23 protein-coding genes are annotated in these 21,931 nt (G+C 58.5%); 17 read left to right on the top strand and 6 right to left on the bottom strand.

The features are described from left to right. The first annotated feature begins 5 nt into the window (after positions 1-5). The 17 genes from soxX to ACXWTF_RS03935 all read left to right on the top strand — a co-directional run bounded on the left by soxX (position 6) and on the right by ACXWTF_RS03935 (position 15,669). A complete protein-coding gene (soxX, locus tag ACXWTF_RS04015) occupies positions 6-536 on the top strand; it encodes a sulfur oxidation c-type cytochrome SoxX (RefSeq protein WP_461713720.1) in 531 nt (176 codons plus the stop codon). A gap of 10 nt (positions 537-546) precedes the next feature. Then, complete coding sequence (gene soxY, locus ACXWTF_RS04010) at positions 547-1,023, top strand: thiosulfate oxidation carrier protein SoxY (protein WP_461713719.1); 477 nt, start codon at positions 547-549, stop codon at positions 1,021-1,023. A 41-nt stretch (positions 1,024-1,064) separates the two neighbouring features. Next, positions 1,065-1,400 carry a thiosulfate oxidation carrier complex protein SoxZ gene (gene soxZ / locus ACXWTF_RS04005; RefSeq protein WP_231020494.1) on the top strand — a complete coding sequence of 112 codons (336 nt, stop codon included), beginning with the start codon at positions 1,065-1,067 and terminating at the stop codon, positions 1,398-1,400. A 3-nt stretch (positions 1,401-1,403) separates the two neighbouring features. Next, complete coding sequence (gene soxA / locus ACXWTF_RS04000) at positions 1,404-2,174, top strand: sulfur oxidation c-type cytochrome SoxA (RefSeq protein ID WP_461713718.1); 771 nt, start codon at positions 1,404-1,406, stop codon at positions 2,172-2,174. Between the two features lie 12 nt (positions 2,175-2,186). Then, complete coding sequence (soxB, locus tag ACXWTF_RS03995; RefSeq protein WP_461713717.1) at positions 2,187-3,953, top strand: thiosulfohydrolase SoxB; 1,767 nt, start codon at positions 2,187-2,189, stop codon at positions 3,951-3,953. A gap of 161 nt (positions 3,954-4,114) precedes the next feature. Then, positions 4,115-5,665, top strand: coding sequence for an OprD family outer membrane porin (locus ACXWTF_RS03990; RefSeq protein WP_461713716.1), 1,551 nt, complete (start codon positions 4,115-4,117; stop codon positions 5,663-5,665). Between the two features lie 12 nt (positions 5,666-5,677). Then, complete coding sequence (locus tag ACXWTF_RS03985) at positions 5,678-6,586, top strand: MBL fold metallo-hydrolase (protein WP_461713715.1); 909 nt, start codon at positions 5,678-5,680, stop codon at positions 6,584-6,586. Then, on the top strand, positions 6,579-6,956 hold the full coding sequence (locus ACXWTF_RS03980; protein ID WP_461713714.1) for a thioredoxin family protein: 378 nt from the start codon (positions 6,579-6,581) through the stop codon (positions 6,954-6,956). The genes ACXWTF_RS03985 and ACXWTF_RS03980 overlap by 8 nt, the downstream gene beginning before the upstream one ends. A 1-nt stretch (position 6,957) precedes the next feature. Next, positions 6,958-7,389: a DsrE family protein gene (locus ACXWTF_RS03975; protein WP_461713713.1), complete on the top strand. Its 432-nt coding sequence runs from the start codon at positions 6,958-6,960 to the stop codon at positions 7,387-7,389. Between the two features lie 10 nt (positions 7,390-7,399). Further along, the gene (locus ACXWTF_RS03970; protein WP_461713712.1) at positions 7,400-8,326 is read left to right on the top strand and encodes a DUF302 domain-containing protein; all 927 of its coding nucleotides are present in this window, start codon (positions 7,400-7,402) and stop codon (positions 8,324-8,326) included. Between the two features lie 191 nt (positions 8,327-8,517). Beyond that, positions 8,518-8,979: a DsrE family protein gene (locus tag ACXWTF_RS03965; RefSeq protein ID WP_461713711.1), complete on the top strand. Its 462-nt coding sequence runs from the start codon at positions 8,518-8,520 to the stop codon at positions 8,977-8,979. Positions 8,980-9,192: 213 nt separating this feature from the next. Beyond that, complete coding sequence (locus ACXWTF_RS03960; protein WP_461713710.1) at positions 9,193-9,468, top strand: hypothetical protein; 276 nt, start codon at positions 9,193-9,195, stop codon at positions 9,466-9,468. Positions 9,469-9,477: 9 nt separating this feature from the next. Next, on the top strand, positions 9,478-10,146 hold the full coding sequence (locus ACXWTF_RS03955; protein WP_461713709.1) for a carbonic anhydrase: 669 nt from the start codon (positions 9,478-9,480) through the stop codon (positions 10,144-10,146). Further along, positions 10,143-10,496: a holo-ACP synthase gene (acpS, locus tag ACXWTF_RS03950; RefSeq protein ID WP_461713708.1), complete on the top strand. Its 354-nt coding sequence runs from the start codon at positions 10,143-10,145 to the stop codon at positions 10,494-10,496. The genes ACXWTF_RS03955 and acpS overlap by 4 nt, the downstream gene beginning before the upstream one ends. A 174-nt stretch (positions 10,497-10,670) precedes the next feature. Then, entirely contained in the window at positions 10,671-11,354 is a 684-nt protein-coding gene (locus ACXWTF_RS03945) for a hypothetical protein (protein ID WP_461713707.1), read from the top strand. Positions 11,355-11,503: 149 nt separating this feature from the next. Further along, complete coding sequence (locus ACXWTF_RS03940) at positions 11,504-13,873, top strand: AAA family ATPase (RefSeq protein WP_461713706.1); 2,370 nt, start codon at positions 11,504-11,506, stop codon at positions 13,871-13,873. Positions 13,874-14,073: 200 nt separating this feature from the next. Then, positions 14,074-15,669 carry a hypothetical protein gene (locus ACXWTF_RS03935; protein WP_461713705.1) on the top strand — a complete coding sequence of 532 codons (1,596 nt, stop codon included), beginning with the start codon at positions 14,074-14,076 and terminating at the stop codon, positions 15,667-15,669. A 48-nt stretch (positions 15,670-15,717) separates the two neighbouring features. Here ACXWTF_RS03935 and ACXWTF_RS03930 read toward each other — a convergent pair whose 3' ends face one another. The 6 genes from ACXWTF_RS03930 to ACXWTF_RS03905 are packed head-to-tail and all read right to left on the bottom strand — an operon-like array spanning position 15,718 to position 21,779. Continuing rightward, entirely contained in the window at positions 15,718-16,383 is a 666-nt protein-coding gene (locus ACXWTF_RS03930) for a DUF4386 domain-containing protein (protein ID WP_461713704.1), read from the bottom strand. A gap of 34 nt (positions 16,384-16,417) precedes the next feature. After that, on the bottom strand, positions 16,418-16,618 hold the full coding sequence (gene thiS / locus ACXWTF_RS03925) for a sulfur carrier protein ThiS (RefSeq protein WP_231020478.1): 201 nt from the start codon (positions 16,616-16,618) through the stop codon (positions 16,418-16,420). Next, positions 16,618-17,613 carry an SAM-dependent methyltransferase gene (locus tag ACXWTF_RS03920; protein ID WP_461713703.1) on the bottom strand — a complete coding sequence of 332 codons (996 nt, stop codon included), beginning with the start codon at positions 17,611-17,613 and terminating at the stop codon, positions 16,618-16,620. Before ACXWTF_RS03920 ends, thiS begins: the two co-directional genes overlap by 1 nt. Next, positions 17,610-18,902 (bottom strand): TolC family protein, encoded by a 1,293-nt coding sequence (locus ACXWTF_RS03915; protein WP_461713702.1) that lies wholly within the window; start codon positions 18,900-18,902, stop codon positions 17,610-17,612. The genes ACXWTF_RS03920 and ACXWTF_RS03915 overlap by 4 nt, the downstream gene beginning before the upstream one ends. Then, positions 18,859-20,046, bottom strand: coding sequence for an acetylornithine/succinylornithine family transaminase (locus ACXWTF_RS03910; RefSeq protein WP_461713701.1), 1,188 nt, complete (start codon positions 20,044-20,046; stop codon positions 18,859-18,861). The genes ACXWTF_RS03915 and ACXWTF_RS03910 overlap by 44 nt, the downstream gene beginning before the upstream one ends. After that, positions 20,040-21,779 carry a molybdopterin-dependent oxidoreductase gene (locus ACXWTF_RS03905; protein ID WP_461713700.1) on the bottom strand — a complete coding sequence of 580 codons (1,740 nt, stop codon included), beginning with the start codon at positions 21,777-21,779 and terminating at the stop codon, positions 20,040-20,042. The genes ACXWTF_RS03910 and ACXWTF_RS03905 overlap by 7 nt, the downstream gene beginning before the upstream one ends. Positions 21,780-21,931: the final 152 nt, after the last annotated feature.

Below are 21,931 nucleotides of genomic sequence, written 5' to 3'. Positions count from 1 at the left end.
ACACGATGAAGAGATGGCTGTTACTCAGTACAACCATCGGTCTGGGTGTGGCGTTCGCGTCCAACCTGTCCGATGCCATCGAACGGCCCGAAGCGGCCTCGATCATCCAGAAGGATCTGCTCGGGCCGGCCAAGGCCTACACGATGCCTGCAGGGTGTATCACGGACGATAAGGATGCAATCGCACGCGGTGCCTTTATTTTCCATAACCTCAACGGCAGCAAAGCCAAAGGCAAACTGCCCGCGGGACTGGCGAAGAAGAATGCCGACGGCTCGCCGAAACAGTACGGCAACTGTGTGGCCTGCCACAATATCGAAGGGGCCAAAGGTGCCGGCAATATCGGACCGGACCTGACCAACTATCACGCGTTTTTCATTGAAACGGGTACGCGGGACAACCAGTTCGTCTATCAGAAGATCGCCGACGCACGCGTCGACAATCCCAACACCCATATGACGATCAACCTCACAACCGGTCTTTTTACCGAACGTGAGATCTGCGACATCACATCGTATATCGTTTCCATCAAGCACTAAAGGAGAACCCATGCAAAGAAGAAGTTTCTTACAACGTATCGGACTGGCCGCAGCGGCCACGGCAGCAACAGCAACCCTCACCCCGCAGAGCCTGCTCGCGGCGGAAGCGCCCAAAGGGCCCAACACGATGGATATCGACGCGGCCCTCAAGGCCATTACCGGCGGCAAGGCCGTCACACCGTCGAAAAAGGTGCACCTCAAAGCGCCGGAGATCGCGGAAAACGGTGCCGTCGTTCCCGTCACGGTCGAAGTCGACTCCCCGATGACACCGGACGACTACGTCAAGGCGATCCACGTCTTCGCCACGAAAAACAGCAACGTCCGCTGCGCCGACATCATGCTGACACCGGCCAACGGCGCGGCGATGTTCGCGACACGGATCAAGCTCGGCAGCTCCCAGGATGTCCTCGTCGTCGCCGAAACCAGCACCGGCGAATTCCTCAGCGCGAAACAGAGCGTCAAAGTTACGATCGGCGGCTGCGGCTGATCGCCGCTTCAGACCCGAGTATCATCAAAAAAGGATAGACAATGGCAGAAAGAAAATCACTGATCAAAATCAAACCGAAAAAGTTTAAAAGCGGCGACGTCGTCAAGGTCAACTTCATGGTCATGCACCCGATGGAAACCGGGATGCGCAAGGACAAGAAGAGCGGCAAGATCGTGCCCGCCGATTACATCACCGAGGTGAAGTTCTTCTTCAACGACACCCCGTTCACGACGATGCAGGTCTGGGAATCCGTCTCGACGAACCCGGTCTTCACGATCAACTTCAAAGTGCCCGCAGCAGGGACACTGAAAGTCGTCTACAAGACCAACACCGGCGAAGTCCAAGAGAAGTCGAAAAAACTCAAACCGAAGGGCTGAGCCATGAAAGTTACATCAATCATTGCGGCCACCCTGCTTTGCGGGACGCTGGCCATGGGCGGCGAGCAGTTCGCCATGAGCGACGCGGACCGCGCGCTCTATGCGGAACTGCTGGAGAACAACCCGGCGGAGATGGACGTCGAATGGGGCGGCGAGCTCGTCGAAGAGAACTGCGGCGGCGACGCCGGCCTGGCAAAGTTCCTGGGCGTTTCCGAAGCGAAACTCCCGGCATACATCGCCGGCTTTCCCCGCTATATCAAACAGTTTGACGCCGTCCTCGGCATCGACCAGGTGATGCAGGCGCTGATGGCCCAGAACGGCCATAAACCGTTCAAGCTCAAAAGCAACGAGATGTTCGCGATGCTGGCCTACGCCAAATCGCTGGCCAACGAGGAGCCCGTCAGCCTGGATATCAATGCCAACCCGCAGATGAAGGCGGCCTACAAACTGGGCGAAGAGGTCTTTATGACCGCACGCGGCGGCCGCGGGCTTTCGTGCAACAGCTGCCACTCCGCCGATATCGTCGGCTCCGTGCTGCGGACGCAGCCGCTGCCGGATCTCGGCGAAGCGGGCGCCGGCGCCACCTGGCCGGCCTACCGGATGACGAAGTCCTCCCTGCGCACCCTGCAGCGCCGTTTCCAGGGGTGTATGAAAAACGCCCTGCTGGCGGTACTGCCGATCGGTTCGGATGAGATGGTGGGGCTGGAAGTCTACGTCACCAGCCTGGCCAAAGCGAAGAACAAATCGATCGCCATCCCCGGCCTGAAACGCTAAAGGACAGCAGCTATGGATATTTCAAGAAGAGACTTTCTGCAGATCGCCGCAGCGCTGGGACTGGTGACGGTTTCCAACGGCTACGCGACGACCGTCGGGGGGAAAAGCCCCGCGGATATTTCGCTCGCCGATCTGTATGACTTCAAAGCAACGGGCAATGTGACCCTGCTGCACATCTGTGACCTGCATGCGCACATCAAGCCGCTCTACTGGCGCGAGCCTTCGACGCTGATCTCGGCACCGAACCTCGTCGGCACGCCCGGTTTCCTCTGCGGCGAAGCCTTTGCCAAGCACTACGGACTGGAGCCGAGCTCCCTCGACGCCTACTTTGACACCCATATGGATTTTGCCGCCCTGGCGCGCAAGTTCGGGAAGATGGGCGGCATCGCCCACATGAAGACGCTCATCAACGAGGTCAAACGCCAGCGCGGCAAGGAGAAGGTCCTGCTGCTCGACTCGGGCGATACCTGGCAGGGCACCGGCGTCGCGCTCAAGACCGAAGGCGAAGCAATCGTCAAGGCGCAAAACTACCTCGGCGTCGACGTCATGGTCGGCCACTGGGAGTTCACCTACGGCAAAGAGCGGGTCAAAGAGCTCATCGGGATGCTCGACGCGAAGTTCGTCTCCCAGAACATCATCGGGGACGATCCCTTCTCCGAAGAATACGAAGAGCTCATTTTCGAGCCCTATACGATTGAAGAGCGCAACGGGGCGAAGATCGGCATCATCGGCCAGTCTTTCCCGTTCACTTCCACGGCGAACCCCAAAGAGTTCACCGAGGGGTGGAGCTTCGGGCTGCGGCTTGACACCCTGCAGGAGTATGTCGACGAGCTGCGTGAAGAGCACAAGGTCGACTGTGTCGTCGTGCTGTCGCACGACGGCTTCAGCGTCGACCAGGAGGTGGCACGCAAGGTCCACGGGATCGACTTTATCCTCAGCGGTCATACGCACGACCCCTCCCCGAAACCGATTGTCATCGACGGCACGGTCATCGTCATCGCGGGCAGCCACGGCAAATACGTCGGCCGCCTCGACATCGATATCACGGATCACAAGGTCAAAGGGTACGAGTACAAGCTCATCCCGGTCGCGTCGAACATCATTCCGGCGGACCCGGCGGGCGAAAAGCTCGTCGCGGAGCTCTACGCGCCGTTTGACAAAGAGCTCAACGAAGTGCTCGGGAAGACGAAGGGGCTGCTCTACAAGCGCGACACCTTCTTCTCGACCTTCGACCAGCTCATCAACGATGCGATCATGGACGAGATGAAGTGTGACATCTCCTTCACGCCGGGCTACCGCTGGGGGACGACGGTCCTTCCGGGAGACGACATCCTCATGGATAACGTCTACGAGATGTGCGGGATCACCTATCCCAACGTCTACACCTTCGAGCTGAAGGGCGAACGTATCGCCAACCTGCTTGAAGATATCGCTGACAACGTTTTCAACGCCAACCCACTCTACCAGCAGGGCGGCGACATGAGCCGCCTGGGCGGGGTGACCTACGACATCAGTGTCGGCAACGCCCGCGGCAAGCGTATCAGCAATCTTCTTGTGGGGGGCAAACCGATCGACCCGAAACGGACCTATACCGTTTCGTCCTGGGGAGGCAACCTGCAAAATGCGGGCGAAAATCTCCAGCAGGCGAAGATCCGTCCCGTCTATGACGTCGTCCGCGACTATATCCGCCGCAAAAAAGTGGTGGATGTCAGCAACGCGGGCAATGTCAGACTGTTGGATTACGATTGTGGCTGCCCTTCGAAAGGGGGCGGTTGTTAAGAGATTGCGTGGTTGGCACCGTCACGGTGTCATAGGAGTAGGTGTCTAAGGACAAGACGGCGGCAGCTGGTACCTGCCGCCAGCCAGTGATAGTGTCACGGGGACATTCGTTCATCACCGGTGACATTATCTCTCTTTTACGTTGAAAAAAGGATGAGTAAATGGCTAATATTAAATCAATGAAATTCATTTCGACTGCTGCAGCGGCTGCGCTGGCCTGTACATTGGCAAGCAATTCCTCTGCCGATGACGGGTTCACGCCCAAGCGCTCCCTGAAGGGTAATATGATGGAAGTCTACAATGTCGTGCCCGGCAAGGCGGATACCATCACCGATATGTTCGCCAAGGGCGTCGTCTACGGCCGTCTGCGCGTCAACTCCTTCAACTGGGACTGGAAAAACGACGATACCGCACAGACGAAGAACAAGGACAACCGTGCCCTGGGGCTCGGCGGTAACCTGATCTACAAAACCGCATCCCTCTACGGCCTGAGCGCCGGGGCGGGTCTGTACTATACCGACGAACCGTTCCCGGGCGAACGCATGTCCGAAACGAATATCGGCTACCTCAAGGCGGGCAAGGATACGACCAGCCGCTACAACGTCAACCGCCTCGGCAACTACGGTTTTGCGACGCTGGCACAGGCCTACGTTCAGTATGACATCTCCAAGACCAGCTTCGTCGCCGGCCGTCAGATCTTCGAAAGCTTCCTGACCAAGTCCAACGACACAAAGATGATCCCGAACACCTTTGAAGGGTACTCTTTCACGACCAAAGAGCTTCCGCAGACACGGATCCGCGGTGCCTGGTTCTACCAGCAGAAGCTGCGTGACCATGAGACCTTCCACGATGTCCTCACCTATGATGACTCCAATACGAGCGTCAAAACGCACTGGAACGGCAATGACGACTCCGCGGTCCACAAGGGTCTGAGCGTCAACAACTTCCGCGCGGCGGGCGAAGAGATCACCCATTCACTGATCGTAGCCGACATTCAGAACAAGTCCATCAAGAACCTGCAGCTCGACCTAACCTACGGCGGTGTGCCGGGCGTCGTCAGCTCCCTGACCGGTGAGATCAACTACGCCATTCCACTCGGCGGCTGGAAGATCACCCCGGGTGCCCGCTACATGCAGCAGATGGATGACGGCGGCGGTAAAGTCGGTGGTGCCTCCCTCAAAGGGACCCTCGTCGACTGGACCGGCGGTACGGCCGTCTTTGACGACACCAAAGGCTACGCTACACCTGACAGCCTCGACTCCAGCCTCTGGATGGCACGCCTGGTCGCGGAGACCGGTCCGCTCAAGATGATGGTGGCCTACTCCGCCGTCGCCGATGAAGCGGATATCGTCGCCCCGTGGCGCGGCTTCCCGACGGGCGGCTATACCCGCGCGATGGCGCAGTACAACTGGTACGCCAATACCAAAACGACTGCCGCGCAGGTCAACTTCAACTTCGACAAGGCCAACCTGGTCTCCGGTCTGAGCGCGATGGTCCGCTATGCGATGCAGGACTTCGACGAGGATAAGCAGGCGGCCGGTGTACAGGCGGACAGCAACATTATCCACATCGACCTTATCGAAAAGGTCAAAGCCGTGCCGGGCCTCGAAGCCAAAGTCCGTATCGGCCTGGTCGATGCCAAAGATCGTGAAGCGGGGTACGACAAAGACTCCTATAACGAGTACCGCTTCGAGCTGAATTACCTCTTCTAAGAAGGATGACAGATGAAAATGCTCTGGACTGTGTGGCTTAGTATCACATCGGCGCTGGCGTTCGAGTACCACCTTGAACCGGTCAACGTCGACCGGGGCATTTACTGCTTCTTCGGGAAACCGGAGGTGATGAACACCGTCAACAACGGCAACATGGTCAACAGCTGCTATGTCGATACCGGCCGCCACTGGCTCGTCATCGACAGCGGCCCGACCTACGCCTATGCCAAAGAGGCCTCGGCCCTTATGCAGGGCATCAAACCACAGAAAACCGGCCCGGTCATCGACACCCATGTGCATGACGACCACTGGCTCGGCAACGGCTACTTCGAAGCCCGGGGCGCCGAGGTGATCGGTCCCCGTCTCTTCAAAAAAGCGGTCAGCCTGACGGAGAAGACGCGGATGCAGCAGCGCATCAGCCCCGAGGCCTATGAGGGCACGGAGATCGCGCTGCCCACCCGCTACGTCGATACCAACGAAACCCTGGACGTCGACGGCGAGGAGCTGCGGATCATCCGCCTCACCCGCCGTGCACACACCGCAGAAGACCTCCTGGTCTACCTCCCTGCGCGCCAGACGCTCTTTGCGGGGGACCTGGTCTTCAACGACCGTATCCCCTCCCTGCGTGACGGCGACCTCCACGGGTGGATCGCCGCGCTGGAGATGATACAGGCGATGCCGCTGAAGCACATTATCGGCGGCCACGGCACACACACCGGACGCGACGCACTGCAGATGACCTATGTTTACCTGACGCAGCTGCGCGACCGTGTCCGCGATGCCATCGACGATGGCATCGGCATTGCCGAGGCCACCAAAACGATCCGCCTCGACGCTTTCCGCAATGTCGCCCTTTATGATGCGATGCATGCGCAAAACGTCGAGGTGGCCTACCGGATGCTGGAGTGGGACGATGAATAAGCTGGTGTGGCTGCTGTTGCCGCTGCTTGCCGACGCCGTCGAGTGGCGCAGCTGGGAAGCAGGCAAGGCCGAAGCGCACCAGAGCGGCAGGAACATCCTGGCCGCCCTCGTACGCGACGACTGCCACTACTGCCACGACATGGAGCGGGCCGTCTTTGACGATCCGGCCATGAGCCGCTGGGTCGAGGCGTGCTTCGTCCCGGTCAAGATCAACCTCTCGGAGCGGGATGTTCCCTTTAAAGCGCGGGTCCCGATGACCCCGACGTTCGTCATCCTGCAGCCCGACGGGGGCGTGATCAAAACCGTCCCGGGTTCGTGGAACCGGGAGGATTTCACCGCACTGACCGCTTCGGCGTGCACAAAGGAGTAACATGCGTTATCTGACCATCCTGCTGGGGCTTACCCTCTGGCTGAACGCCGATACGGAGTTCGCCGACCCCAAGCCGGCCCTTGACAACCCCCGCCAGGTCGTTTTCTCGGTGACCGAAGGGAGCGACGAGGCGATCAACCATGTCCTCAGCTCCGCCAACAACGTCCTGAAGTTCTATGGACCCGAAAAGGTCCAGATGGAGATCGTCGCCTACTCCGGCGGGATCCGCACCCTGCTCAAAAACAATCCCAAGATTGCGGAGCGGGTACGCACGCTGATGCTGTACGACGTCACCTTTGTCGCCTGCGGCAACACGATGCGTACCAAGAACATTACCGAAGACCAGCTCATCGACGACGTCGAAGTCGTCACCGCCGGCATCGTCGAGATGATCGAACGGGTCAAAGAGGGCTGGGTCTATATCAAACCGTAAGGATGACACTATGATGAAAAAGATACTTTTTCTCCTGATAACCGCCGTTGTCGCGCTGCATGCCCAGGGTGACCTGCGTATTTTCAGCGTTGACAACGACCCCAAAAGCGACCTGCCGCAGGTGATCGAACGTTCACTCGCGGCCAACGGCTTCACCATTGCCGCCAATACGGAGATGAACAAGCCGTTCAACATCCAGTTCCAGCAGAGCGACTTTGAGGTCTTCTACCTGCTGACGGCCTACCATACGGACCTCTCCCGCAAGCTCGTCGTCAAGTATCCCGACGCCGGGATTTTCGTGCCGATGGGCTTCGGTATCTACCAGCACAAAGGCGAGAAGCAGCTGCACGTCTCGGTCCTGACGGCCGAAGCGATGGCCAAGATCATCGGCCTCAAAAACGTCGACCCGCTCCTGAAAAAGATCGAGGCGGCGGCGCTCAAAGCCCTTGAAAAAGCAATGCCGAAGGCCTCCATGGTGATCGAAAACGAGAACCCGCTCCCGGCGACGGGGCCGCTGGTCTCAACCTACAGCCTCGAAGTGGAAGAGGATGAGTATGAGGATGTCAAAGAGGAGCTCGCCATGGGCATCCAGGGCGGTCTCAGCCCCAAAGGGTTCGTCCTCTCCAACACGCTCGACTTCGAAATGGTCGTCGGGGAGGATGAAAGCATCGACAACCCTTTCGACTTCTATGACAGCTACTCCATCTGCAAGCTGAAGGTGATCTACAACGTCGCCAAGACACGCCCCCAGGCGTCGGCCTTTGCGCCCTGTACGATGATGATGTACAAGAAAAAAGGCGAAGACAAAATCGTCATCGGTTTCCCCGGCGTCTACAACTGGATGAGCAGCGCCCGCGTCCAGGATGATGCGGCCAAAGCCGAACTGATGAAGGCCCAGGAGGATTTCGAAACGCTGCTGGGCGACCTGACGGAGTAACCCTCCGTCCGGTCCCCGGGGCTGCCTGCACACTCGGCTCCCCTCCCTGCCGAACTGGTTTGATTCATTCTTCTACTCCTACGTTTGTTCCGTCCCAAACCGCAGGCAGCCACGGGGACCGGACACTAAACAGAAGCCTTTACATATTTTTTACTTTCCCCCGGTAAGATGCACTCCACCAAGGAGACTGCATGAAAAAACTCTTTCTCATCCTGCTGAGCGTCCTCTCGCTCTCCGCCGCGGAGAACCCCAAAGTCGTCATCGACCTGACCACCGGTGATCTGCACACCTTTGAGCAGAAGATCCTCAAAGGGATCGTCGCCCACAAGACCTACTTTGAGAACCAGCTCAAAGAGCTCGACGTCGCCGTCGTTATCCACGGCAACGCCTACAAATTCTTTCTTAAAGAGCCGGCGCGCTTTGACTTCGCCAAAGACCCGGAACTGTTCAAGGCCGCCCCGGAACTCGCCAAGCGCATCGCCGCCCTCGCCGACACCTACGAGGTGACCTTCCTGATGTGCCAGGCGGGCATGACCAAGAAGAAGATCGACGCCAAGGATATCTACCCCGGCATCGCGACCGTGTTGAACGCCGGGGTCGGGCTCATTGAAAAACAGAGCGAAGGATACGCCTACCTGCCCGTCGGTGACTGAGCCCCTGTGGATTTTTTTGAAGCACAACCGGACTTCAAGAATATGCCCACATCCCCCGATCTTCTCCCCATCACGTCAAACGCTCCGCCGCCACCCATTTGGCGGTCAGAATCGAAGCACATCAAGCGCCCCGGCCGCGAAACGCCCCCGCAATTTGCTTCCTTCAAAGGAGTTGCAGTATAATCACCCAAAGTTAAACGGCAGAGGATTCCTATGGCAGCACCATGCATTGATGCGGACTACAAAGGCGAAGAGCGTTACACCAAAATCACCCTGGCTTACGATACGGAAGAGCAGTACAAAGAGATCAATGCCGCCCTGGCACAGATCCACGAAGAGCACAAGCTCGACCGCAGCGTCTACCTGACCGAAAGTGTCAACGGGCGCAAGCTGATCGTCCTGGAGTACCATGACGATTATGACCGTGAAGCCGGAGCCATCTTCGAAAAGCTGATGAAGATGCTCAACATCGAGCGCTGCAAGCTCTGATCGATCCCCATGCAGACATACGCCGAAGGCAACGAGCTCTTTCAAAAGGTCTACTTCAAAGAGCATGAAGCGGAACTGCTCCGTCTCGCCAAGGAGGGGCAGAGCCCGAAAGCCCTCTTTATCGGCTGCTCGGACTCCCGGGTCATCCCCGACCTCATGGTACAGAGCAAACCCGGCGATCTCTTCGTCATGCGCAACGTCGGCAATTTCGTCCCCGTCTATAAGCCTGACGAAGATTTCCACGCCACCGCCACGGCGATCGAATACGCCGTCAGCGTCCTCAAGGTCTCCGAGATCATCATCTGCGGCCACACCCATTGCGGTGCCTGCCAGGCACTCTACGAGGAGATCAGCGACCCCGAACTTATCCATACGCGCAAGTGGCTCTCCCTGGGGATGAAAGCGAAGGAGAATGCGGTCGCCGCCCTCGGAGCCGATGCGGACCGCGAAACACTCCTGCGCCTCACCGAACAGTTCTCCATCCTTTCGCAGATCGAAAACCTCCTCACCTACCCCTACGTCAATAAACTGGTCAAAGAGGAGAAACTCTTCATTCACGGCTGGTACTACGATATCGAGAACGGGCACATCCGCTACTATGACCCCGAGCAGAAAAGCTTCGTACCGCTGAGTGCCCTCGGCGAAAAACACCAGATCGCCGACTACGAGCAGCTATGATCGGGATCGACCTCGTCAAGATCGAGCGTATCGAGGGGCTGATCACACGTCACGGCGACCGGGCGCTGCAGCGCTTTCTCTCCCCCGCCGAGATCGCCCTCGTTGGCAAACCCCACACCGCCGCAGGCTTCTGGGCCGCCAAAGAGGCCTGCGCCAAAGCATTGGGATGCGGCATCGGCGGCGAGTGCGGCTTCCATGACATCGTCATCAGCAAAACCGATCGCGGCGCCCCCCTGCTCACCCTCTCCGAAAGTGTGCGCACACGGTACGGCATCACCGAAGCCTCCCTCTCCATCACCCACGACGGCGGCTTCGCCATCGCCGTCGTTGCACTTGAAACCGCCTCTTAACTAGCCTTCTTTACCCTTTCCCAAAATATAGTAAGTGCTTAACTCCGTAAGTATGCACAATCGATTTGTCTAAATAAAATAAAATTTATAGTTAATTAAAAACAAAAAGTGTTACTATACTTTTTTTTGCAGCCGATTCAGACACGGCGAAACTCTACAGAAGGATATAGACCAATGAAGTTTCTCACTTCAGCTGTTGCACTCATATTATTGCTCGCTGGCTGTGCCAATAAAAGCGTCCAACCGCTTCCACAGGATCAACACACCGCTTTAAAAGGCAAACATTTTGACATTATTCATTATGATGCTCCACTAGAACCCTTTGTCATGACACCTGGAAAAGCATTGTTTTTCGGCTTCACAGGTCTTATAGGTGGTGCTCTATATGCAACGACAGATACTGCTGTCCACGAGAATGAGCTCCCCTCTACCCCCTCACACTTTGTCAGTACCGACTTGGCAAAAATGCTCAGTAGCGAAAATGATATGGTATGGACCACTCACCCCAATATCATTTTTACCGATCCTATCGATTCGGTACCTGAAAGCTATAAAGACGTCGATTATGTCATTGACATAAGAGACAAGGTATGGAGCGTCAACTATTACCGTACTCATTGGGGAAGCTACAAAGTGATGTATGAAGCACAGTTAAAAGTCTATGATGTCCGAACAAACCGAATAATCGGAGAAAGTTATTGTGAGTTCGATCCCGAATATACGGATGATGCCCCTGATTACGACAGCCTGTTTGAACATAACGCCCTTGGTCTTAAAAACTATTCAAAAACACTGTTCAAACGATGTGCGGATCAATTTTACTCCGACCTTTTCAGTGCCCGTCCCGCGGGGAGTTAACGCATTCATCCTCTCAGTAAAGGAACTAACATTTCTTTCTCTAAAGCCTCTCAGATACGGGAGAATTCGAAGCACCGAAATACTCTTCAAGGTGCGCCCCTTACAATATACCATTGCACTTAAATGGCAAATCCGCTTATAATAGTCGAATGAATACGACACCCGACACTTTTCCCGCACCGATCGGCCAGGAACAACCGGCGGCACTGCTGCGACAGTGGCTGCAGCGTTTTGAGAGCTGCAGCCCCTTTGGCGGGGTGGCAGACCTTCTCGTCATCGCCGGTCCTCCTGCCTCGGGGAAAAAACTGATGATGCTGCAGACCCTGGCATACCTGGGGCGCGACCGGCTGCATCTGCATATGGGGGAGTTCGCCTTTGCCGACGATGCCGAACGGCTGCTGGGGAGCAAAGGGATTCTGACGGCGTGGATCACCGAACATCCCGACGGCGCCGTCGTTTTCGAAGACATCGACGCCGCCGACCACGCGATCCAGCGCGCCATCGCCGCCATTATCACCGACGGCGCACCGGGTGCTCCGCAGCGGTATGCCCAGACGCTTTTCGTCTTTCTTTTCAAGATCAAATCCCCCGAATGGGTCGACAAAACCTTCCTGACACGCTATTACGACCAGCCCCTGCTGGAACAGGCGCATATGTACGAAGCGCTGGCGACCACGGGCGTTCCCGACAGCAACGGTGCCCTGCGTGCGCTGTTCGACCCGGAACTGCTCAACGTCATGAGCGAAACCGATCTCATCCTGCTCGCCCCCCACGATCTGCAGACGCTCAGAACCGTCACCGAACAGATCCTGCTCGCGACGGTCACGCGCTGGAATGCAATCCGTCCCGTTCCCATCGAGGTGCGGCACACCTCCGAACTCTCCCTGGCGCTGCTGCTCACCTTCTCCCCCTACCTCAACACGACACGGGTCGCCCACCGCCTGCCCACCTATCTTTTCGACCTTGCCGGCACCGATACCCCCCAAGCGGGCCGCATCGTGCTTGACGTCTCCAAGGATGCACGCAACTGGCTGCGCACTGCCTTGACCGACGAATCGGACCTGAAATCCTTCGGCAAATACGACCGCCGGTTCAGCCTTTACTGGGAACGCCACGACAGCAGTGAAGGGACGGAACTGCGGCTGCGCTCGATCGAAGAGCACTCCCAGGAGCTTGCCCCCGCGCCGACCCAGGGCGACCGCCTTACCATCCACCCGGTGGGGCGCACCGGGTTTGACGCCATTGCCGGACAGAACCGGGTCAAACAGCAGCTCGCCTCCCTGGTCACGCTGCTGCACAACGACCGGGGGCTGGAAACCTTCGGGATCACCCTGCCCAAAGGGCTGCTGCTCCACGGTCCCGAAGGGGTCGGTAAGACCCTGCTCGTCAAAGCCTTTGCCAAGGAGGCCGGCCTCCCCTACCTCTACCTGCGCGGCAGCGACCTTTTCAACGAGGAGCTGATCGAGGCGGCCTTCCTTCGTGCCCGCCAGGCCGCCCCGCTGATCATCATCCTGGACAATGTCGATGTCAAAGGGATCATCGAAGGCAACTATACGCCGATTCCCACCGAAGCGCTGGGGGCGGCCATCGACAGCGCCCCGGACGCCCCGGAAAACTTCGTCTTCACCGTCATGACGGCACAGCACAAAGAGGAAGTCCCTGCCGCCCTGATGCACCCGGGGCGTATCGACCAGTTCGTTGAGGTACCTGAGCTCGACCGGGAGGCCCGCCTCTTTTTCGCCAGGCAGCTCCTCGAAAAACCCCACGGGAAGATCGACATCGAACGCATTACCCGCTATATGAGCGGGATGAACGGCTACGAACTCGGCCGCATCGCCAAAGCCTGTGCGCTGGAGGCGATCAAACAGGGCAAAGCGCAGCTCGACGAACAGATCATTATCGACCAGATCAACACCATCAAATACGGCAGCCGTCTGGAGAAGAAGCGCCTCAAGAACTTCGAGGAGGATCTGCGGCGCAGCGCCTACCACGAAGCCGCCCACGCCGTCACCTCCATGGTGCTGCTGCCCGAAGTCGAAATCGAGCAGGTCACCGTTATCCCCCGCAGTGAGACCCTTGGGCTCGTCTCCTACACCCAGGAGAAGCTTCAGACGAATATGAGTGCGGACGAACTGCGTGCCAATATCGCCGTCTCCCTGGCCGGGCGCCTGGCGACGGTCAAACAGTACGGCGAAGGCGAAGGGGTCGAAACGGGGGCCTACAACGACCTGCAGCAGGCCACCCTCTACGCCTACAGTGCCGTCGCCCAGTACGGGATGGACAGCGAGCTGCAGAACATCAGTATCGAGATGCTGCAGCAAAACGTCAGCAACACCCTTTTTGACAGCCAGCTGCAATCCCGCATTGCCGTCTGGATAGCAGAGGGCACCGCCAGAGCCAAAGAGGTGATCGACAGCCACTGGGAACAGATCGAGACGGTGGCCCAGCGGTTGATGGCCGTAGAATTCATCGAGGGGAGCGAACTCAAATCCCTTCTCGGCACCCCTACTACCGCCTGAAAAAGCGTGCCTTCGCGCACCGGTAATGGTAACTTTTTCCCACAAGTTTAATTTTGTGCTTATCAGTTCTTAAGCTAAGCGGGAATAACATTTAGTTATGGAAGAACTGAAACGGTTTGGCCCGAGAGGCCAATAGGCACAGGGGAAAACATCGTCATATTACGCTGTCTCTGCCCCTCAATTCGGAAAAGGTGCTGACTATGAAACAGATCACATTGAATGGGCGGATTTGGAGAAATCTCCTGGCTGCAGGCGTACTGCTCGGCGGTGCCGTGAACGGCTTGGCGTGGGAAAAACCCCATGCGACGGGGCAGTTTGAACTCGACGGCAATATCCTCAGTGAAGCGGCCGTTCCGGGGGATGACTGGCAGGATATCGCCAACGGGCTCGACAGCGCCTTCAGCGACAGCGGCATCATCGCCGACGGACTCGGTTTGAGCATCTTTACCGGCGGCGGTTCGAAGGATGTTCGCAACGTCAACCAGTGGCGCTGGACGGACGGATCGGTCCCGGACAAGGATGAGATCCTCCACTCGGCCGCCGCGGCCTACAACGCCAACGGTGAACTGATCGTCTACCTGATGGGCGACCGCTACTCCACGGACGGTTCGGCGCAGATGGGCGTCTGGTTTTTCCAGGACAGAGTCGCCCCGCAGCCCGACGGCACCTTCTCGGGAACCCACAAAAACGGCGACGTGCTGATGCTGGCGGAGTTCGTACAGGGCGGTGCGCAGGCACACGTCAAGCTCTATGAGTGGGACACCACCCAAAAAGACAACCTGAAACTCATTTTCGAAGGCCAGGGCGGGGGCGACAACTACTACTTCGCCACCTCCAACGGCAGCCCGACGGAGGCGTGGGACACCTATACGCCCAAGTCCCTCGTCGACGGCATGCCCGAGCACACCTATCCCGAAAACAGCTTCTTCGAAGGGGGGATCAACCTCAGCTGGATCTTTGAAAATGCGGTTCCCTGCTTCAGCTCCTTCTTGATGGAGACCCGATCATCGCACCGCGTCAACGCCCAGCTCAAGGACTTCGTCAGCGGCAATCTCGATACCTGTAAACTGAGTATCTCCAAAACGTGTCTCTCTTCGGAACTCGAACGCTCCGACTACATCACGATCAACCATACGTTCGAGTACACGGTGACCAATGAAGGGTTCGGTAGCATCGACCGCATCGAGTTCCATGATAATGCCGGCACACCTGACGATCCTAACGATGACCCGGTACTGAGCGACATGACCGACCTGGCAACGGGTGAGTCCCGCAGCTACAGCTACACGGTCAACTCCTACCTCAACCCGCCGACCAATACGATCACGGCAACCGGTTATATCGGGGAGTACGCCATGGCACCGGAAACGGCGCAGTCAACCTGTCAGAAGATCACCCTCAACCCGGCGATTTCCATTACGAAAACCTGTAAACAGAAACTTGAAACGCTCGGGGGCCACGTCGTCGTCCGCGTCGATTACCAAGGCAGGGTCTGTAACGAACAAAACGGCACCCTGCTCACCAACGTGCATGTGACCGATGACAAGTCCGGTTCGATGTACGATTACGATGCGCTCTATCCCGCCGATGACCCGCAGGGCCGTACGCAGTGTGAAAACTTCGGCGGCACCTACTACCCGACGGCCGCCGTCTCGGAATGTGCCATTGAAAATCAGCACAGCAATACCGTCGTCGGTATCGGTACGGAACCGCTCAACGGCACCGAGGTCAGAGCGACCGCGACCTCAAACTGTCCGCTCTGCGACGAAGCGTGCGTCCAGACACAGCAACAGTAAAAACAGAGGGTGCGGATTCCTCGATCCGCCGCCCTTCACGCTCCCGCACTATGCTTTCACCCCCCTGACCAACAGCCATAACGAGAGCGACAGTTCCGCCAGCAGCGCCAGCACGATCAAAGCCTGTGCCGTGACGGCCAGGAACGGGGCTCCCTGCGGCAGCAGCAGATGGGCGAAGCTGTCGATGAGATAGCCCAGCGACGCGACCATCAGCAGCCCGCCCAGCAGGCGGGGAAGGTAACGGGATTTGAGGATGAGTGTCCCGAGGATAAAACAGTGCAGTCCGAAAAAGACGAGCCCGACCGCATAACCGTCGGCATGGGTGTCAAGTTGCTGCTGCACGGCGGCGGGGTCAGTCCCGTGCAGCACGGAAAGCAGGGAAGTCAGTGTCATGAGGTTGGCCGCCAGCACGGCGCCCATCACAAGCCGAAAGGCGGTCGCGAGCAGTGCCAGCATCCGATCGACCGGGCGGAAAAGCAGATAGAGTGCCGTGGCGGCGGTCACGTCGAACAGGAGCATAACGATGTCAGCCGCGATGCTGAGACGAAAAAGCCCCTCTGCTCCCAGGATATTGGCCGCCGTGGCCGCGGCATCCCCCGGAACGATCAGGGGCATCCGCAGAAAAAACTCCGCGCTAATGCCGGTGAGGATGACGACGAGCCAGGCCATCCCCGCAAGCCGTGCGTATCGATTTAGAGCGTTTTCGTTTTCCATCGGCAGCTCCTCATTGCCTCGTCAACTGACGGCTTCAGCCTCCGCCGACAAAGTCGAGCAGTTCGAGGCGGTCGTTGTTATGCAGCTCATGCGTATCCCAGAGCTCCTGTTTGACGATCTCCATGTTGATGGCCGCGGCCATCACCTTCTCCCGAAGGCCCATCTCGTCAAGCAGTGCGCCAAGACGGGTATCTTCCTTGACCGTACGTGTCTCACCATTGATGATAATTTCCATTATGCTCTCTCCTTTCTGAATCGTATCATTTTAAAACGTTCCCCGAGGAACTGCGGCATGATCAGCGTCTTGACCTTTTCAAGTTCCTGTTTATAGACTTTTTCGTCTGCATTCGCTCTTAAGATCTCCAGCAGTTCCAGGATGCCCATCTCCACCAAAGCTTTCATCTGCGTCGCGTATTCGGCCATCGGCATCCCGGCGGCTTCAAACGCCTCCTTGACATGGGCGAAGGTGACGTCGTAGGTGATATCGCTTTTTTTGAAAGCATCGGCACGGTCAAGGGCCTCGTCGAAGAAGGGGAACACCCCGTGCTCTTTGTAGATGCGCAGTGAGACATCCGGCCGCGCCTGCATCTCCCCGTAGTCGAAGGTGATGAACTCACTGCGCTGCGCCGCCTGCGCCATCTCCTGCGCGAACGCTTCGTACCCGACGGCGATCTCGCCCCGGTCTTTGTGAAACTGCTCCGCCTTCGCTTTCACCCAGGCATCGTCGATATCGAAGATGACCTCGTGGTTTTCGACACGGCCCGTCTTCCCCTTGTAGTAAAGCTCGCAGGGGAAGGCGTCAAAGATCTCGTTGGCGACAAAGTACGCCTCCGCCTCGTGCATCTGCGAAAGCGCGGTGTAGTGACGGAGTGTCACGGCATCTCCAAAAGCGTCCGCAAAGTAGCGCCGCTGCTGCTCCTGCAGATGTTCAAACCGCTCGACGATGGCAAAAGAGAGGGTCTGCAGCAGTTCGGGACGCAGGGTATAGATAAACTCCACGATGTCCGCGAGCAGGTAGCCGTGGTGTGCCCCGATCTCGCAAACGGTCGCCTCCGGGCTTAAAAACCCCTCGTCGATGACGTCGATCAGGTGCTTGGCGATGGTACCGCCGAAAAACTTCGACGCGCTGACGGCCGTGTAGAAATCCCCGCTTTTGCCGATGGGGCGGTAGGTCGCGTAGTAGCCGTCTTCGGCATAGAGCCACCGGGTCATGTATTCGCTGAATCTCATGCTTCGGGACCGCTCAGTTTTTCATAGAGGTTCAGCAGTTCGCGCTGGCGGTCGATCTCGTAGCTGCGCTGGCTCAGCTGTTCGATCTGCTGCGAATTGGCCAGCAGGTCAACGTCATACTGCGTCTTCAGCCCCGCGCCGTACTGCTCCTTGGTATCGTGCAGCAGCGTCGCGTAGAGGGCCTCGTTCTCCTGCGAGAGCGCGATCTTTGCGTCAATGTTTTTGAGGTTCTCGACAACCTGTTCATACAGGGCCCGCAGGGAGCGCTTGGTGTCGTCGATGGTGACCCTCGCTTTGAGGTAGGCCAGCCGCGACGCCTCGTAATCGTTGACGCTGTTGAAGTCGATCGGCATGGAGGCCTTGAGGCCATAGCGGTAGTAGGCCGTCTCCGGCGGCTGGGATTTTATCGCGGTCGAACCGGTGAAGAAAAAAGACTCCTGCTTCTGCCAGTTGTAACTGCCCTGCAGGCTGATACTGGGCAGGTATGATGCGAGGGTGACGTCTTTGTTGTAACGCTCCTGCGTACGCTGCCGCTGCGCCAGGGCCAGGTCGATCGTGCCGTCCATAAACCGCGCCTCGTCCACCATCGCGAGAAAGGGGATCGTGGCCGTGCGGTAATCGAGGTCGCTGATGCTCTCGAAGGCGCTGACCAGTTTCGCCTGGGCCGTCTGCAGGTCCAGCAGCGCCTGCTTGGCGACGTTACGCTCAATAATGGCGTTGTTCAGGAACCCCGAATCGAGCTGCCCGCTCATATACTGTTCGCGTTTTTGCAGCAGGTTGATCTCGCTGTTGTCCACCTGCAGCTTCTGCTTCGCGATGCCGAGCTCGGACTGCTTGATCTGCATCAGCAGGTCGACCGCCTGCTTGATCAGCGTGCGCTCCTGCTGGGCGATGGTGAGCATGCCGACTTCGCGCGCCGCTTCGGCGTACTTGATGCCGTAGTAGATCCCGCCGCTGCGGAAGATAGGCTGGTCGATGGCGATCGAAGCGCTCTCCTGCTGGGTCTCCGGTGCGCCCTGCCCGTTGTAGGGGTTCTGGCGGTTGAGGGTATAGCTGATCACCACCGGCTGGATCCAGCTGTCGCGTAGCTTCGCGCTCTCCTCTTCGGTCTTCGCGTAGTCATACCCGAAGGCGTTGCGTTTGAGTTCCGAGAGGTAGGTTTCAAGCGAAACGCCCTGCCGGTCGGATGCGGAGGGCTGCTGAGCACCGAACAGGACCGTCGCGTTCTGCTCAGCCGCAAGCGCACTAGACAGCAGCCAGAGCGCGGCGAAGGCGTGCAAACCCTTCATCCATCTCCTCCCGGCTGATGGTAAGCGGCGGCAGGAACCGCAGCGTGTTCCGCCCCGCTTTGAGGACGAGAACGCCCTCTTCACGGGCATTGGCAATGATGCGGGCAAGGGTGTCGGCATCTTTCGCGCGCAGACCGCGCATCATGCCGAAGCCGACCGCCGCGGTAAAGAGTCCCCGGTGCTCTTCAAAGAGCTTTTTGAGTTCCGTCTCGAAATAGAGGAAGGCCTCGTCGAGCTTTCCGCTCTCCTTGTAGGCCTCGAGCACATCCAGAACGGCGTTGGCCGCCGCGGTGGAGAGGTAGTTCCCCCCGAAGGTCGACCCGTGGTCGCCCGGGGCGAAGATATCCTTTTTCGCCGTCATGACGACCCCGATGGGCACGCCGCCGCCGAGCCCCTTGGCAAGGGTGATGACATCGGGTTCGATGCCGTAGAGGTTCGAGGCGAGGAACTCGCCCGTACGGTAGATCCCCGTCTGGACCTCGTCGACCATCAGCAGTACGTCTTTTGCCTTGAGCATCGCCGCCAGCGCCTGGACCTTTTCGCGCTCAAGCGGCTGTACCCCGCCCTCGCCCTGGACCAGTTCGATCATCACCGCGACGGTGTGGTCGTCAATCAGCCCCTCGATCTCGTCGATGGACTTGGCGTAGACGAAACCGTCGGGGAAGGGGCCGAAGTAGTTGTGCATCGCCTCCTGCCCCGTCGCCTTGAGCGCGGTGATGGTCCGGCCGTGGAAAGAGTGTTCGAGGGTGATGATCTTGTAGCGCTTCACCTGCCCGTCGACCTCCCCGTATTTTCGTGCGATCTTGATCGCCCCCTCGTTCGCTTCGGCACCGCTGTTGCCGAAGAAGCACTTCATGTCGTAGCCGCTTCGCTCGACGATACGGCGGGCACAGTCGACCTGCGGTGCGATGCGGTAGAGGTTTGAAATGTGGGTGATACGCCCCACCTGCTCACAGATCGCCTTGGTCACCACCGGGTTCCCGTGGCCAACACTGACGACGCCGATACCGGACGTAAAGTCGATGTACTCTTTGCCCTCCGTATCTTTGAGCCGTGCGTTTTCACCGCTTTCAAACGCGAGCTCCTGCCGCGCATAGGTCGGCAGAACAAACTGTTCGTCCATGGACTTGATCGTATCTAACATGCTTCCACCTTGATTTTGTTTGCCTGGTAACAGGCATTTTCTCCTGCGAAACTGCGCAGGGATGTGGTGAGATTATTCACCCCCGGCGTCCCGGCATAGACCAGGACACAGTCGGTCAGCAGCCGGTCGTCATAGGCCAGCGGCAGCTCCAGGCTCCCCTGCTCGGAGACGAGCCGCACCGACGTTCCCTCCTCGAAACCACACTCCGGGTGCATGTACACCCTGGACTCCCTGTCAAACTGGGAGTTGAGGCTCCGGGGACTCTTCGGGGAGATCAGGAAATAATCCTCCTCCATATCGAAATCGAAATCATACTCCTCGAGAAATAAAAACTGCCCGTCGTCGGTCTCGAACCCCTCGGCGTACGGAAGCGCTTCACGCCCCTTGACAAAGGTTTTTCCTTCGGCCTCTTCCCCGCAGGCGAGGAAGTGCTCGAGGTAGTGCGCTTCGGATTCGAGGGGCACGTCGAATGCCGCGCAGAGTGCCGCACTCAGCTCATACTCGCTGATACCGGTTTCGCCCGCTTCGCACTCGGGCATCTCCAGCATCGCGTTATGACCGTAGGCGGTACGCACGTCGCGCTTCTCCAGGAAGGTCTTGGCCGGGATGACCAGTTCGGCCATCGCCGAGGTCTCGTTCTCATAAAGGCCGAAATAGACAACGTGACCCGCCTTGGAGAGGCTGTCCTTTACCCGACTGGTCTCGGGCATCTGCGCCACCGGGTTCGCCCCCTGGATAAAGACCAGGTCGTAGTCCGAAAAGGCCGCCGCGGCTTTCGTCTCAAAACGGCGGGCTGCTGCGAATGGCGAAGGGATCCCCGCGGAAGAACTCCCCAGGAAGCCGACGCCGCAGCCCGGTCTCCCGAAGAGCCCCAGCAGTGCACCGATGGCATCGATGGCGCGCAGCACCTCGTCGCCGTGGCGGTACTTCTGTACGCCCGTGCCCACTAAAATGGCAACCTTCCGGCCGCGGAGGCGCTCCAGGATACGGCCGATATCGCCAAGCCCCAGCCCGATGCTGTCGAGGGCGGCTTTGATCCGGACCGTCTGCGTCAGCTCGTAGTACTCCTCAAACGCCTGGCCGTGTTCGGCCAGGTACGCCTCGTCATGCATCCCCTCGATGATGATAAAGCGGGCCAGCAGCATCGCGAAATAGAGGTCCCCGCCCGGCTTCAGCTGGATATGGATATCCGCGCTCTCGGCGAAGGCCGTACGGACAGGATCGACCACGATCAGCTCCTTGCCCTTCAGGAAAGGAAGCAGGTGGGCGTTGGTCACGGGGACATTACGCCCCCAGACCATCACGACGTCGGCCTCGGCGATCTGTTCGGGCGGCAGGACACGGTTGGCGCCCCTTCCTTCGACGACGCCGGCCTCCCCGGCCCCGTCACAGAGCGATCCCTTTGTCAGTGCCGCACCGACGGAGGCGAAAAAGTGGTCCGTCACCCCCTGCATCAGGCCAAAGTTGCCCGCGCTGCGGTAGTGCAGGAGCCCGTTGCCCTCCCGGGCGTCGCGGACCAGCGTCTCCAGGTGCGCCAGGGCCGTCTCCATCGACACGGTTTCGCCGTGCAGCCTCGGCTGGGCGATGCGTTCGTGTTTCCCGTAATGGTTCAGGTGGGGACAGAGGTAGCCGTGGGTATACGGATGGGCTTTATCCCCCGTGAGTTTACCCGCGTCGACCATGACGCTGCAGGCATCGTAACAGTCCAGGGGACAGGCGGTTTTTTTCTGCATGGGGCTCCCGTTTTTTCGGACAATTCTACCCCTTTTTGGCTTATGCGCAGCTCACTGTTCCCGGCCTCGGCGCCGCGTTTACGGAGAATTCAAACTCCGGCTTCTGCCCAAAAAAACGCCACCGCCTCCCCCTCCGAAAAGGGCGGATGTGC

It is taken from the genome of Thiomicrolovo sp. ZZH C-3 (genome assembly GCF_054862725.1).
The sequence above is the reverse complement of the archived record's forward strand: the minus strand, read 5'-3'. Positions and strand labels throughout refer to the sequence as shown.

What these genes read in the sequence shown, in the direction of transcription:
- ACXWTF_RS03910 (WP_461713701.1), bottom strand. Translation starts at nt 20,046, where the DNA reads ATGTTAGATACGATCAAGTCCATGGACGAACAGTTTGTTCTGCCGACC.
- ACXWTF_RS03965 (WP_461713711.1), top strand. Translation starts at nt 8,518, where the DNA reads ATGAAAAAACTCTTTCTCATCCTGCTGAGCGTCCTCTCGCTCTCCGCC.
- ACXWTF_RS03920 (WP_461713703.1), bottom strand. Translation starts at nt 17,613, where the DNA reads ATGAGATTCAGCGAATACATGACCCGGTGGCTCTATGCCGAAGACGGC.
- ACXWTF_RS03930 (WP_461713704.1), bottom strand. Translation starts at nt 16,383, where the DNA reads ATGGAAAACGAAAACGCTCTAAATCGATACGCACGGCTTGCGGGGATG.
- ACXWTF_RS03975 (WP_461713713.1), top strand. Translation starts at nt 6,958, where the DNA reads ATGCGTTATCTGACCATCCTGCTGGGGCTTACCCTCTGGCTGAACGCC.
- ACXWTF_RS03905 (WP_461713700.1), bottom strand. Translation starts at nt 21,779, where the DNA reads ATGCAGAAAAAAACCGCCTGTCCCCTGGACTGTTACGATGCCTGCAGC.
- ACXWTF_RS03985 (WP_461713715.1), top strand. Translation starts at nt 5,678, where the DNA reads ATGAAAATGCTCTGGACTGTGTGGCTTAGTATCACATCGGCGCTGGCG.
- soxB (WP_461713717.1), top strand. Translation starts at nt 2,187, where the DNA reads ATGGATATTTCAAGAAGAGACTTTCTGCAGATCGCCGCAGCGCTGGGA.
- ACXWTF_RS03945 (WP_461713707.1), top strand. Translation starts at nt 10,671, where the DNA reads ATGAAGTTTCTCACTTCAGCTGTTGCACTCATATTATTGCTCGCTGGC.
- soxZ (WP_231020494.1), top strand. Translation starts at nt 1,065, where the DNA reads ATGGCAGAAAGAAAATCACTGATCAAAATCAAACCGAAAAAGTTTAAA.
- soxX (WP_461713720.1), top strand. Translation starts at nt 6, where the DNA reads ATGAAGAGATGGCTGTTACTCAGTACAACCATCGGTCTGGGTGTGGCG.
- ACXWTF_RS03955 (WP_461713709.1), top strand. Translation starts at nt 9,478, where the DNA reads ATGCAGACATACGCCGAAGGCAACGAGCTCTTTCAAAAGGTCTACTTC.
- thiS (WP_231020478.1), bottom strand. Translation starts at nt 16,618, where the DNA reads ATGGAAATTATCATCAATGGTGAGACACGTACGGTCAAGGAAGATACC.
- acpS (WP_461713708.1), top strand. Translation starts at nt 10,143, where the DNA reads ATGATCGGGATCGACCTCGTCAAGATCGAGCGTATCGAGGGGCTGATC.
- ACXWTF_RS03960 (WP_461713710.1), top strand. Translation starts at nt 9,193, where the DNA reads ATGGCAGCACCATGCATTGATGCGGACTACAAAGGCGAAGAGCGTTAC.
- ACXWTF_RS03940 (WP_461713706.1), top strand. Translation starts at nt 11,504, where the DNA reads ATGAATACGACACCCGACACTTTTCCCGCACCGATCGGCCAGGAACAA.
- ACXWTF_RS03990 (WP_461713716.1), top strand. Translation starts at nt 4,115, where the DNA reads ATGGCTAATATTAAATCAATGAAATTCATTTCGACTGCTGCAGCGGCT.
- soxY (WP_461713719.1), top strand. Translation starts at nt 547, where the DNA reads ATGCAAAGAAGAAGTTTCTTACAACGTATCGGACTGGCCGCAGCGGCC.
- ACXWTF_RS03980 (WP_461713714.1), top strand. Translation starts at nt 6,579, where the DNA reads ATGAATAAGCTGGTGTGGCTGCTGTTGCCGCTGCTTGCCGACGCCGTC.
- ACXWTF_RS03915 (WP_461713702.1), bottom strand. Translation starts at nt 18,902, where the DNA reads ATGAAGGGTTTGCACGCCTTCGCCGCGCTCTGGCTGCTGTCTAGTGCG.
- soxA (WP_461713718.1), top strand. Translation starts at nt 1,404, where the DNA reads ATGAAAGTTACATCAATCATTGCGGCCACCCTGCTTTGCGGGACGCTG.
- ACXWTF_RS03935 (WP_461713705.1), top strand. Translation starts at nt 14,074, where the DNA reads ATGAAACAGATCACATTGAATGGGCGGATTTGGAGAAATCTCCTGGCT.
- ACXWTF_RS03970 (WP_461713712.1), top strand. Translation starts at nt 7,400, where the DNA reads ATGATGAAAAAGATACTTTTTCTCCTGATAACCGCCGTTGTCGCGCTG.